Source organism: Duganella levis, from assembly GCF_009857605.1.
Classification (GTDB): Bacteria; Pseudomonadota; Gammaproteobacteria; order Burkholderiales; family Burkholderiaceae_D; genus Rugamonas; species Rugamonas levis.
In genome coordinates this window covers 151,693-163,785 of the sequence record NZ_WWCT01000006.1, presented here as the reverse complement: position 1 = coordinate 163,785, position 12,093 = coordinate 151,693, and the positions used below count along the sequence as shown (strand labels likewise).

Sequence of the window (12,093 nt, the reverse complement as noted above, 5' to 3'; positions counted from 1 at the left end):
TCCAAGGAGACCCCATGTTACTCGTACAATTCAAAAACGAACAAGGCGCGCGCCAGGTCGGCGTGCTGGAGCAGAACACCATCCGCATCATCGATGGCTACAGCACCACCTACGCGCTGGCCCAGGATGCGATCCGCAAATCGGTCGGCCTGGCCGCGCTGGTGGATAAAGTGGTCGGCGCGCAAACTGCCGCCTTCGACGCCGTGGCCGCAGCCGGCCGCCTTCTGTCGCCACTCGATCACACCGACGACGCCCACACCTACGTCACCGGCACCGGCCTTACCCACCTCGGCTCCGCCGACACCCGCGACGCCATGCACAAGAAAATCGGCGGCGACGTCGAGTCGCTGAGCGACTCCATGAAGATGTTCCGCATGGGCGTGGAAGGCGGCAAGCCAGCCGCCGGTGAAGCTGGCGTGCAGCCGGAATGGTTCTACAAGGGCGATGGTTCCATCGTCGCCGCCAGCGGCCAGGACCTGTCGATGCCGGACTTCGCGCTGGACGGCGGCGAAGAGCCGGAAGTCGCAGGCCTGTATGTGATCGGCGACGACGGCCAGCCATACCGCGTCGGTTTCGCCATCGGTAACGAGTTCTCGGACCATGTGACCGAGCGCCAGAACTACCTGTACCTGGCGCACTCCAAGCTGCGCGTCTGCGGCCTGGGTCCGGCGCTGCTGGTCGGCGAAGCGCCAGCCAGCATTGAAGGCACCTCGCGCATCTACGACAAGGAAGGCAAGGTACGCTGGGAGAAGCCATTCTTCAGCGGCGAACAGAATATGTCGCACACCATCGCCAACCTGGAACACCATCACTTCAAGTACCCGCTGTTCAAGCGTCCGGGCGACGTGCATGTGCACTTCTTCGGCACCGCCACCCTGAGCGTGGCCGACAACATCGTGGTGCAGCCTGGCGAAACCTTTGAAATCGATTCGCCGCAATTTGGCCCGGCGCTGCGCAACAAGCTGGCCGTGTACAAAACCGAAGTCGCGAAAGTGAAAACCTTATGATTATTACTGGTGATGCACTGATCGGCGGCAAAGCCGTCAAGGGCACGGGCGCCGGCGTCCGTGCGTACAACCCGGCGCTGGGCCAGGTCATCGAACCTGAGTTCCGCACCGTGGACGCATCGCAGATCGACCAGGCCTGCCGCCTGGCCGACGAAGCATTCGACACCTTCCGCGCGCTGAGCGACGACAAGCGCGCCTACTTCCTCGAAACCATCGGCGAGCAGATTATGGCGCTGGGCGATGTGCTGGTCGAGCGCGTGATGGAAGAAACCAGCCTGCCGCGCGCCCGCGTGGAAGGTGAGCGTGGCCGCACGGTCGGCCAGCTGAAACTGTTTGCCAACCTGCTGCGCGAAGGCTCGTGGCACGATGTGCGCTTTGACAAAGCTCTGCCGGATCGGACGCCGCCGCGTCCCGACCTGCGCATGCGCATGATCGGCCTTGGCCCTGTGGCTGTTTTCGCGGCCAGTAACTTCCCGTTGGCTTTTTCTGTCGCTGGCGGCGATACCGCGTCGGCGCTGGCCGCCGGCTGCCCGGTGGTGCTGAAGGCGCACTTTGCGCACCCAGGCACCTCGGAGCTGGTTGGCCGCGCTGTCGTCAAAGCGGTTGAGATCTGCGGCCTGCCGGCCGGCGTGTTCTCGCTGCTGACCGGTGTAGGCAATGAGCTGGGCATTGAGCTGGTGCGTCATCCAGCCATCAAGGCGGTCGGCTTTACCGGTTCGCGTGGTGGTGGTCTGGCGCTGATGGCGGCTGCCGCTGCGCGTCCGGTGCCGATTCCCGTATATGCGGAAATGAGCTCGATCAATCCTGTGTTCCTGCTGCCGCAGGCGCTTAAGAACCGCGCCGAAGATATCGCCGCCGGTTTCGCCGCCTCGCTGACGCTGGGCGTGGGCCAGATGTGCACCAATCCTGGCCTGGTGCTGGCGATTGATGGTCCGGACCTGCAACGCTTCACCGCCGCCGCTTCGCACGCGCTGGTGGGTGGCGCCGCCTGCTCGATGCTGTCGCCGGGGATCGCCGGTAACTTCGCGCGCGGCGTGAATCAGTTGGCTGAACATGCGGACGTGAAGACGCTGGCCTTGGCGCCACAAGCGGAAGGCAAGGGCGCGCCGGCGCTGTTCGTGTCGTCGGCGGCATCGTTCCTGTCGCAGCACGCATTGCAGGAAGAGATTTTTGGCCCGGCGTCGCTGGTCGTAGTGTGCAAGGACGTGGCGGAACTGCGCCAGGTCACGGAGAAGCTGGAAGGCCAGCTGACTGCCACGCTGATGATGGACGAAGGCGATCTGGAAGCGGCGCAGTCGCTGCTGCCGGTGCTGGAGCGTAAAGTCGGCCGGATTCTGGCCAACGGCTATCCAACCGGCGTGGAAGTATGCAGCGCCATGGTGCACGGCGGTCCGTTCCCATCGACTTCGGATGGCCGCACGACGTCGGTCGGCACGGGGGCGATTTCGCGTTTCCTGCGTCCGGTGTGCTATCAGAACCTGTCGCAAGGCTTGCTGCCTGAAGTCCTGCGCGACAACGGCTCAGCCACCTGGCTGCGCCGCGAAGGTGAATTGACTCGTAACTAAAAAAACAGCGATAAAAATCAGGGAGACTGTATGACACAACTGGCCAAGTTCGGCAGCCTGCGCGGCAAGCGCGTATTCATTACCGGCGGCGGCACCGGCATCGGTGAAGCCATGGTGATTTCCTTCGCAGAGCAGGGAGCGCAAGTCGCTTTCGTCGACATCGCCCGCGATGCCAGCCTGGCGCTGATCCGCCGCGTGAAGGAAGCCGGCTATCCCGAACCGCTGTTCCGCCAGTGTGACATTACAGACATCCCTGCGCTGCAGGCCACCATCACCGAACTGGCCGGCCTGGTTGGCGACTTCGATATTTTGGTGAATAACGCCGCCAACGACCAGCGCCACGAAACCGCCGACGTCACGCCCGATTTCTGGGACAAGTGCATCGCCATCAACCAGCGTCCGATGTTCTTCACCTGCCAGGCTGTCCTGCAGGGCATGCAGAAAAAGGGCGCCGGCTCGATCATCAACATCGGCTCGATCTCGTGGCATGTCAAGAATGCCGGCTATCCGGCCTACGCCACCACCAAGGCTGCCACGCATGGCCTGACCCGTGGCCTGGCGCGCGAATTCGGCTCCCACGGCATCCGCGTCAACACGGTCACGCCGGGCTGGGTAATGACCCAGCGCCAGATCGACCTGTGGCTGGACGAAGCGGGCGAAGAAGACATCAAGCGTAACCAGTGCTTGCAGAACAAGCTGATGCCGCAGCACGTGGCATCGATGGTGCTGTTCCTGGCCGCCGACGACGGCGCCATGTGCACCGCGCAGGAATTCATCGTCGACGCAGGCTGGGTATAAGTCACACGCAGTAGCAGCACCGTTCGCCCCCGGAGACACCGCGCATCGACGCGGCGGGGTATCGCAACCATATAAATGGTAGGAACATGGTGAAGACAACCGTAGTCACGGCGCTGACCTGCGCCGCCGCATCCCTGGCCGCCGCCGCGCAACCTTCTGCCGCGCTGCATAGCCCGGACAATCACATCGCCGTCACCGTGGGCCAGACTGACGGCCGGCTGACCTATGCCATCGCCCGCGACGGCAAGCCAGTCCTGCAGGCCTCCGATCTCGGCCTGCAACTGGCCGGCGCCGACCTGACCAACGACCTGACGCTGCTGACGACCTCCACGCCGCGCGCGGTCGAGGACCACTACCAGATGGCAGTCGGCAAACGCAAAGACATCACCTACCGCGCCAACGAACAAACCTGGTCGCTGCAAAACAAAAAGCAGCAGAAGATCGACATCGTCTTCCGCGTGTCGAACGACGGCGTAGCCTTCCGCTACATCGTCGCCGACACCTCGCTGCCGCTGAAAAAACTGGTACAGGAACACACCACCTTCGCGCTGCCAAGCGGTGCCAAGGCCTGGTTGCAACCAATGGCCGTCGCCCAAACCGGCTGGAGCAACACCAATCCATCCTACGAAGAGCACTACCAGATGGAGATCGCGGCCGGCACCAAATCGCCGACCGAAGCAGGATGGGTATTCCCCGCACTGTTCAAGACCGGCGCCAACTGGGTAGCCATCTCCGAAGCGAATATGGACGGCAGCTGGCAAGCCTCGCGCCTCGCACAAGAGTCCAGCGGCGGCATATACAGCATCGGCAACCCGATGCCGGCCGAGGTCTATACCAACGGCGGCCTGCTGGCGGAAACGGAGGGCACGCTGACCTCCCCATGGCGCGTCATCGCCCTCGGCTCACTGGCCACCGTCACCAACTCCACGCTCGGCACCGACCTGGCCGCACCCGCCGTCGACTTCGACGCCACGCGCGTCAAGCCTGGCCACGCGTCGTGGAGCTGGGCGATCCTGAAAGACGACTCCATAGTCTACGACGTACAGAAGAAATTCATCGACTACGCCGCCGACATGAAGTGGGACTACACCCTTATCGACGTCAACTGGGACCGCAACATCGGCTACGACAAGATCAAGGAACTGGCCGATTACGCCGCCACCAAAAACGTAGGCCTGATCCTCTGGTATAACTCGTCCGGCGCCTGGAACAAAACTGAATACACGCCCAAAGGCCAGCTGCTCACGCACGAACAGCGCGTAAAAGAATTCAAGCTTTTGAGCGACATCGGCATCAAAGGCCTGAAGATCGACTTTTTCGCCGGCGACGGCCAGTCGATGATCGCCTACTACAACGACATCCTGCGCGACGCCGCTGATGCCGGCCTGCTGGTCAACTTCCACGGCTCCACGCTGCCGCGCGGCTGGGCGCGCACCTGGCCCAACCTGATGACCATGGAAGCGATCCGCGGCTTCGAGTACACCACCTTCGAACAGAAGGACCAGGATTTGATGCCAAGCCACGCCGCGATGCTGCCATTCACGCGCAACCTGTTCGACCCGATGGACTTCACGCCGATGGTGTTCGGCGACATCCCCAACATCAAGCGCGCCAGCCGCAACGGCTTTGAACTGGCTACCTCGGTGCTGTACCTGTCCGGCATCCAGCATTTTGCCGACACGCCGGAAGGCATGGCCACCGCGCCGGACTACGTAAAGACCTTCCTGCAAAAGCTACCGCGTAGCTGGGACGACAGCCGCCTGGTGGACGGCTATCCGGGCAAATACGCCGTCATCGCCCGCCGCGCCGGCGACACCTGGTACATCGCCGGCATCAACGGCGGAACCACCGACAAAACGCTGACGCTGGACCTGTCCTTCATCGGCAACAAGCAGGGCGTCATCATCACCGATGGCGACGGCCCGCGCAATTTTAGCCAGCGCAGCATCGCTGCCGGCAAAAAAGTAGCAGTAACCATCAAGCCGCACGGCGGCTTTGTCATCCAACTATAAAATCAAGGAGACTGAGAAATGAACCCAATCCAACGTGGTGTACTCGCACTGTGCATGATGACCGCCGGCGGCGCATTCGCTGCCGATGCGGTCAGCCTGACCATCGACACCGGCAAGCCAGGTGCGGTGATTAATAAGGACGTCTACGGCCAGTTCGCAGAACACCTGGGCACCGGCATTTATGAAGGCCTGTGGGTCGGTCCGAAATCGAAGATCCCGAATACCAAGGGCTGGCGTAACGACGTGGTCGGCGCGCTGAAAGACATCCACGTGCCGCTGGTGCGCTGGCCGGGCGGTTGCTTCGCCGACGAATACCACTGGCGCGACGGCATTGGCGCGCGCGAGAAGCGTCCGGTCAAGGTCAACACCAACTGGGGCGGCGTGGACGAATCCAACGCCGTCGGCACGCACGAATTCTTCGATCTGGTAGAGATGCTGGGCGCGGACGCCTACGTCAACGGCAACCTGGGCACCGGCAGCGCGCAAGAAATGTCGGAGTGGGTGGAGTACATGACCTCCGACAGCAAATCGACGCTGGCCAATATGCGCCGCAAGAATGGCCACGACAAACCGTTCAAGGTGGCGTACTTCGCGGTCGGTAACGAGGCCTGGGGCTGCGGCGGCAATATGAGTCCGCAGTACTATTCGGACCTGTACAAGCAGGTTGAGACCTTCCTGCGCGCGCCTAAGCAATATCGCCCGAAGATCATCGCCAGCGGCGGCAACGACAATGACGTGACCTGGTCCGAGGTGCTGAGCAAGGAACTGAAGAAGCAAACCGACGGCATCAGCTTCCACTATTACACCATCCCGACCGGCAAGTGGGAAGTGAAGGGCGCTTCGACCGGCTTCCAGGAAAACGAGTGGATCTCCACCTTGTCCAACACGCTGCGCATGGAAACGCACATCCAGAAAAACAGCGCCGCCATGGACAAGAACGACCCGGAGAAAAAACTGGGCCTGCTGGTGGACGAGTGGGGGACCTGGTATGACGTGGAGAAGGGCACCAATCCTGGCTTCCTGTTCCAGCAAAATACGCTGCGCGATGCAGTGGTCGCGGCGCTCAACTTCAACATCTTCCATGCCCACGCGGATCGCGTGCGGATGACGAATATCGCGCAGATGGTCAACGTGCTGCAGTCGATGATCATCACCGACAAGGACAAGATGCTGCTGACGCCAACCTACTACGCTTACCAGATGTATGTGCCGTTCCAGGGCGCGACCTCGCTGCCGGTGTCGTTGAAGGATAATCCGGACTACAGCGCTGGCGGTTTCAAGGTGCCTGAGATTAGCGCTTCGGCCGCGCGTGGTGCGGACGGCAAGCTGTATGTGGCGCTGGTGAACACCAATCCGAACAAGGCTGCCGATGTAGCGTTGAATATTCCGGGCCAGAGCATCAAGTCGGTGAAGGGCAATCTGCTGACGGCATCGGCCATGGATACGCATAACACCTTCCAGTCGCCGAATGCGATCAAGCCTGTGGCGTTCAGCGCAGCAGCCGGTGCGGATGGCAAGCTGACGGTCAAGGTTCCGGCCAAGGCAGTCATCGTGGTAGCGGTGGAGTAAGCGCGTGGACGATATCAAAATCACGCGCCGCAAGGTGATTACGGCCGGCGGCGTAGCGCTGGTGCTGGCCGGCTGCGGTGGCGGGGGCGGCGGCAGCACCGTCGCCGCCACGCCGACACCGACGCCCGCGCCAACGCCCGCGCCAACGCCGACACCGACGCCCACTCCGACACCTACGCCAACGCCAACGCCGGTGCCAACGCCGGCGCCTACGGCCATCACGTTTGCCGAAGCCTCGGTTCACGATCCATCAGTCATCAAGGTGGACGGCACGTTCTACGTCTTCGGTTCGCACCTGGCTGCGGCCAAGTCGACGGATCTGATGAACTGGACCAAGATCGCCGACAACGTGACCGCCACCAATCCGCTGTTCAACAACGTGGTGACCGCGCTGGCCGATACTTTCGCCTGGGCGCAGGTCACGGACCTGTGGGCGCCGGACGTGGTCAAACTCGCCGACGGCAAGTTCTATCACTACTACTGCGCCTGTAAAGGCGACTCCCCGCGCTCAGCGCTGGGTGTCGCGGTGGCGGACAAGGTAGAAGGCCCATACGTCAACAAGCAGATCCTGCTCAAATCGGGCATGTGGGGCTTGCCGGGCGAGGACGGCGTGACGATCTACGATGCGCTGACCATGCCCAACGTGGTGGACCCGAACACTTTCTTCGACCAGAACGGCAAGCTGTGGATGATCTACGGCTCCTACTCGGGCGGCATCTTCATTCTGGAGATGGATACCACCACCGGTTTGCAGAAACCGGGCCAGGGCTACGGCAAGCATCTGCTGGGCGGTAACCACGCTCGCATCGAAGGCGCCTATGTGCTGTATAGCCCGCAGTCGAAGTTCTACTACCTGTTCACGTCCTTTGGCGGGCTGGATGCAAATGGTGCGTACAACATGCGCGTATCGCGGTCGCTGAATCCGGACGGTCCGTATGTGGACGCGAAGGGCACCGATATGGCCAACGTCAAGGCCAATCCGGCGCTGCCGCTGTTTGACGATGCGTCGATCGCGCCGTACGGTCAGAAGATCATGGGGAACTACCAGTTCGCGCTGGCGTCCGGCGAGACCGGAACGCCGCTGGGTTATGTATCGCCGGGCCACAACTCGGCATACTATGAAGCGTCGACCGGCCAGCACTTCCTGATCTTCCATACGCGCTTCCCGAATCAGGGCGAACTGCATCAGATTCGTGTGCATGAGATGTTCATCAATGCCGATGGTTGGCCGGTGGTGGCGCCGTTCCGCTACGCGCCGCTCAGCAAGAATGCGACCGCGCTGTCGGCTGAGGTGACGGCGGCCGATGCTGTGGGCACGTACAAGATGGTCAACCACGGCAAGGATATTACGACGACGATCAAGCCGTCGGCGAATGTTCTGCTGGCGTCGGATGGCACGGTCACCGGCGCGGCGACGGGTACGTGGAAGCATGATGGCAGTAACAAGGTCACCCTGATGCTCGGCTCGACCGGCACTTTCTCTGGCGTGTTGTCGCGCCAGTGGAATACCAACGCCAGCGCGTTTGTGGTGACGTGGACGGCGCAATCGGTGGACGGTGTGTCCATCTGGGGCGCCCGTACGGGTAATTAAGAAGAGGTTCGCAATGAAGTATGTTTTATCGACGGTGGCGTTGGCGTTGGCGGCCATGGGATGCTCGGCCAAGGAAGTCAGCGTGCATGATCCGGTAATGGCGAAGGAGGGCGATACCTACTATGTGTTCAGCACAGGGCCGGGTATCACTTTCTACAGTTCGAAGGATATGAAGAACTGGACGCCGGAGGGCCGCGTGTTCAAGGGCCAGCCGGTGTGGGCGAAGAAAGCAGCGCCGACGTTTGACGACCATATCTGGGCGCCGGACATCCAGTTCCATGACGGTCAATACTATTTGTATTATTCCGTTTCGGGCTTTGGCAAGAACACATCCGGCATTGGCGTCACCGTTAATAAAACGCTCAATCCACATTCTCCCGACTACAAGTGGGTGGATAAGGGGATGGTGTTGCAGTCGGTGCCGGTGCGCGACGACTGGAACGCCATCGATCCGAATGTGATTGAGGATGGCAAGGGCAATGCGTGGATGTCGTTCGGTTCTTTCTGGAGCGGGCTGAAACTGGTCAAGCTGAATAAGGAGTGGACTGGCATCGCGGAGCCGCAGGAGTGGCATGCGATTGCCAGCCGCACCAGCGGCGAAGCGGCGGCCACCGAGAAGGCGGGGCCGGGCGAGATCGAGGCGCCGTTTATCTTCAAGAAGGGCGATTACTATTATTTGTTTGTGTCGTTTGGACTGTGCTGCAAGAAGGCTGACAGCACTTACCATGTGATGGTCGGCCGCTCGAAGGAAGTGGCGGGGCCGTATCTGGACAAGAACGGCGTTGACATGATGAAGGGCGGCGGCACGCTGGTGATCGCGGGTGACAAGGACTGGAAGGGCCTGGGCCACAATAGTGCTTACACCATGGACGGCAAGGATTACCTGGTGCTGCATGCGTATGAGACTGCGGATAATTATCTGCAAAAGCTCAAGATCATGGAGATGAAGTTTGACGCCACCGGCTGGCCGACGGTCGATCAGGCGGATTTGAATAAATACCGCAGCAACCAGCTGCCGGCGAAATAATGGCCAGCCCGCGCACATCCTCCCGCCGCCACACGTTGAAGTTGGCCGCCGGCGCAGCTGCCACGGTGGCGTCGCATGGCGCGTTTGCCGCTGTGACGCCGGCCGCGCGGGCTGAGGATACCGCCGCGTCGCAGGGGACGGTCGTGCTGTTCCCGCTGAACGCCGTGCGCCTTGGGCCGAGTCCTTTCCTGGAAGCGCAACGCACCGATTTGCGCTACATCCTGTCGCTGGACGCCGACCGCCTGCTGGCGCCATTCCTGCGCGAAGCCGGCCTGCCGCTCAAGCAGCCGACCTACGGCAACTGGGAGGCCACCGGCCTTGATGGCCACATGGGCGGCCATTACCTGTCGGCGCTCGCCTTGATGTACGCATCCACCGGCGATGAAGAAGTCTCCAAGCGCCTGAACTACTTCGTCGCAGAACTCAAACGCTGCCAGCGAGCCAATGGTGATGGCTATATTGGCGGCGTCCCCGGCGGCGCGTCCGCATGGCGCGACATCGCCCAAGGCAAACTGCAAGCCGATAACTTCTCGGTCAACGGCAAATGGGTCCCGTGGTACAACCTCCACAAAACCTACGCCGGCCTGCGCGACGCCTATACCTACGCCAACAACCAGGATGCCCGCGCCATGCTGATCGCCCTGTGCGACTGGACCCTGGACCTGACCTCGCACCTGAGCGACGAACAAATGCAATCCATGCTGCGCGCGGAGCACGGCGGCATGAACGAAGTGCTGGCCGACGTCGCACAGATGACCGGCCAGCAGAAGTACATGGACCTGGCGATCCGCTTCTCCCATCAAGCCATCCTGCGCCCGCTGGAAGAAAACAAGGACCAGCTCACCGGCCTGCACGCCAATACGCAGATCCCGAAAGTCATCGGTTTCAAACGCATCGGCGACATCACCAGCCGCAAAGACTGGCAACAAGCCGCTGCTTTCTTCTGGCAGACCGTCCACGATCACCGCACCGTCGCCATCGGCGGCAACAGCGTCAAGGAGCACTTCCACGACGATAAAGACTTCGGCCCGATGATCGAAGAAGTGGAAGGCCCGGAGACCTGCAACACCTACAATATGCTCAAGCTCACCGAGCTGCTGTTCCTCGGCGACGCAAAAGGCAGCTACGCCGACTACTACGAGCGCGCGCTGTACAACCATATATTGTCATCTCAGCGGCCAGATAGCGGCGGCTTCGTCTACTTCACGCCGATGCGGCCGAATCACTACCGCGTCTATTCGCAGCCGCAGAAAGCCATGTGGTGCTGCGTTGGCTCCGGGCTGGAAAGCCACGCCAAGTACGGTGAATTCATCTACGCCCATCGCGGCGACAGCCTGTACGTCAACCTGTTCATCCCATCCACGCTGGATTGGCGCGAGCAGGGCGTGCAAATCCGCCAGGCCAACCGCTTCCCGGATCAAGACCGCAGCACCATCACCGTCAAGGGTAACAAGACCTTCACGCTGAAGATCCGTTATCCCGAATGGGTGGAGCAGGGCGCTTTGCGGATCACCGTCAACGGCAAGCCGGTAGCCGCCGCCATTGGCGCCGACCGTTACGTCAACGTGCGTCGCGCATGGCGCGATGGCGACAAGGTCGAAATCCGCCTGCCGATGACAACGCGGCTGGAGCAGATGCCCGACAAATCCGCTTACTACGCCGTGCTGCACGGCCCTGTGGTGCTGGCCGCAAAAACCAATCCATTCCCCGGCGAGCAGCTGAACTACCTGGCTGACGACAGCCGCATGGGCCACATCGCCAGCGGCCCTGTATGTCCGCTGGAGCAGGCGCCGGTGCTGGTCAGCGGCAGCGCGGCTTTTGCTAACCGCTTCCGTCCCGTCCCCGGCCGGCCATTGACCTTTACCGCGCCGGGACTGGTGCAGTCGGTGGACGCCGGCCCGACCACCTTCGTGCCGTTCTTCCGCGTGCACGATGCGCGCTACGTCGTCTACTGGCCGTATTCCACGCCAGGCGATCTGGCCCAGCGCCGCGCCAAGGCGGCCGAGGATGAGAAAGAGCGTCTGGCGTTGGACGCGCAGACCATCGACCAGGTGGCGCCGGGCGAGCAGCAGCCGGAGTCCGACCACTTCTTCAAGGCGGAAGGCGCCGACGCTGGCATTAACAAGGGCAAGCACTGGCGCCATGCGACCAGCTGGTTCAGCTACGACCTGACCGACAAGAAAGGCGAAGCCCGCAGCCTAAGGCTGACATATTCAAAACTGGATGCGGGACGCCGTTTCGATATTCTTGTCAACGACAAGCTGCTGGCCGAAGTGCGTCTCGACGCCAGCGCGTCACAGGAGCTGTACACCCGCGACTACCCTATTTCCCCCGGCGCCGCTCAGGCGGGAAAGCTGGTAATCAAGTTTGTCGCCCGTGACGGCTCGGTGGCCGGAGGGCTGTACGGGCTGCGCCTGCTGCGTTGATATACCAAAAAAGATATCGCAGAGTGTGAAAATATCATTGGATAGATATTTATGTTTCTCATAGTATTGATCCAAATAACAATATAAAAAAACTTATC

General features: G+C 61.6%; 8 protein-coding genes. All 8 read left to right on the top strand.

Annotation, left to right across the window (positions count from 1 at the left end; all coding sequences use genetic code 11):
* The first annotated feature begins 14 nt into the window (after positions 1-14).
* The 8 genes from araD1 to GTP69_RS10255 all read left to right on the top strand — a co-directional run bounded on the left by araD1 (position 15) and on the right by GTP69_RS10255 (position 11,995).
* On the top strand, positions 15-1,007 hold the full coding sequence (araD1, locus tag GTP69_RS10290; RefSeq protein ID WP_161054800.1) for an AraD1 family protein: 993 nt from the start codon (positions 15-17) through the stop codon (positions 1,005-1,007).
* The gene (locus tag GTP69_RS10285) at positions 1,004-2,572 is read left to right on the top strand and encodes an aldehyde dehydrogenase (NADP(+)) (protein WP_161054799.1); all 1,569 of its coding nucleotides are present in this window, start codon (positions 1,004-1,006) and stop codon (positions 2,570-2,572) included. The genes araD1 and GTP69_RS10285 overlap by 4 nt, the downstream gene beginning before the upstream one ends.
* A 30-nt stretch (positions 2,573-2,602) precedes the next feature.
* Positions 2,603-3,370: an SDR family NAD(P)-dependent oxidoreductase gene (locus GTP69_RS10280; RefSeq protein WP_161054798.1), complete on the top strand. Its 768-nt coding sequence runs from the start codon at positions 2,603-2,605 to the stop codon at positions 3,368-3,370.
* Positions 3,371-3,456: 86 nt separating this feature from the next.
* Positions 3,457-5,382, top strand: a complete 1,926-nt coding sequence (locus GTP69_RS10275; protein WP_161054797.1) for a glycoside hydrolase family 97 protein — start codon at positions 3,457-3,459, stop codon at positions 5,380-5,382.
* An 18-nt stretch (positions 5,383-5,400) separates the two neighbouring features.
* A complete protein-coding gene (locus GTP69_RS10270; protein ID WP_161054796.1) occupies positions 5,401-6,951 on the top strand; it encodes an alpha-N-arabinofuranosidase in 1,551 nt (516 codons plus the stop codon).
* A gap of 4 nt (positions 6,952-6,955) precedes the next feature.
* Entirely contained in the window at positions 6,956-8,542 is a 1,587-nt protein-coding gene (locus GTP69_RS10265) for a glycoside hydrolase family 43 protein (protein ID WP_161054795.1), read from the top strand.
* A 13-nt stretch (positions 8,543-8,555) separates the two neighbouring features.
* Positions 8,556-9,569, top strand: a complete 1,014-nt coding sequence (locus GTP69_RS10260) for an arabinan endo-1,5-alpha-L-arabinosidase (RefSeq protein ID WP_161054794.1) — start codon at positions 8,556-8,558, stop codon at positions 9,567-9,569.
* Positions 9,569-11,995 carry a glycoside hydrolase family 127 protein gene (locus GTP69_RS10255; protein WP_161054793.1) on the top strand — a complete coding sequence of 809 codons (2,427 nt, stop codon included), beginning with the start codon at positions 9,569-9,571 and terminating at the stop codon, positions 11,993-11,995. Before GTP69_RS10260 ends, GTP69_RS10255 begins: the two co-directional genes overlap by 1 nt.
* Positions 11,996-12,093 lie beyond the last annotated feature (98 nt).

What these genes read in the sequence shown, in the direction of transcription:
- araD1 (WP_161054800.1), top strand. Translation starts at nt 15, where the DNA reads ATGTTACTCGTACAATTCAAAAACGAACAAGGCGCGCGCCAGGTCGGC.
- GTP69_RS10285 (WP_161054799.1), top strand. Translation starts at nt 1,004, where the DNA reads ATGATTATTACTGGTGATGCACTGATCGGCGGCAAAGCCGTCAAGGGC.
- GTP69_RS10280 (WP_161054798.1), top strand. Translation starts at nt 2,603, where the DNA reads ATGACACAACTGGCCAAGTTCGGCAGCCTGCGCGGCAAGCGCGTATTC.
- GTP69_RS10275 (WP_161054797.1), top strand. Translation starts at nt 3,457, where the DNA reads ATGGTGAAGACAACCGTAGTCACGGCGCTGACCTGCGCCGCCGCATCC.
- GTP69_RS10270 (WP_161054796.1), top strand. Translation starts at nt 5,401, where the DNA reads ATGAACCCAATCCAACGTGGTGTACTCGCACTGTGCATGATGACCGCC.
- GTP69_RS10260 (WP_161054794.1), top strand. Translation starts at nt 8,556, where the DNA reads ATGAAGTATGTTTTATCGACGGTGGCGTTGGCGTTGGCGGCCATGGGA.
- GTP69_RS10255 (WP_161054793.1), top strand. Translation starts at nt 9,569, where the DNA reads ATGGCCAGCCCGCGCACATCCTCCCGCCGCCACACGTTGAAGTTGGCC.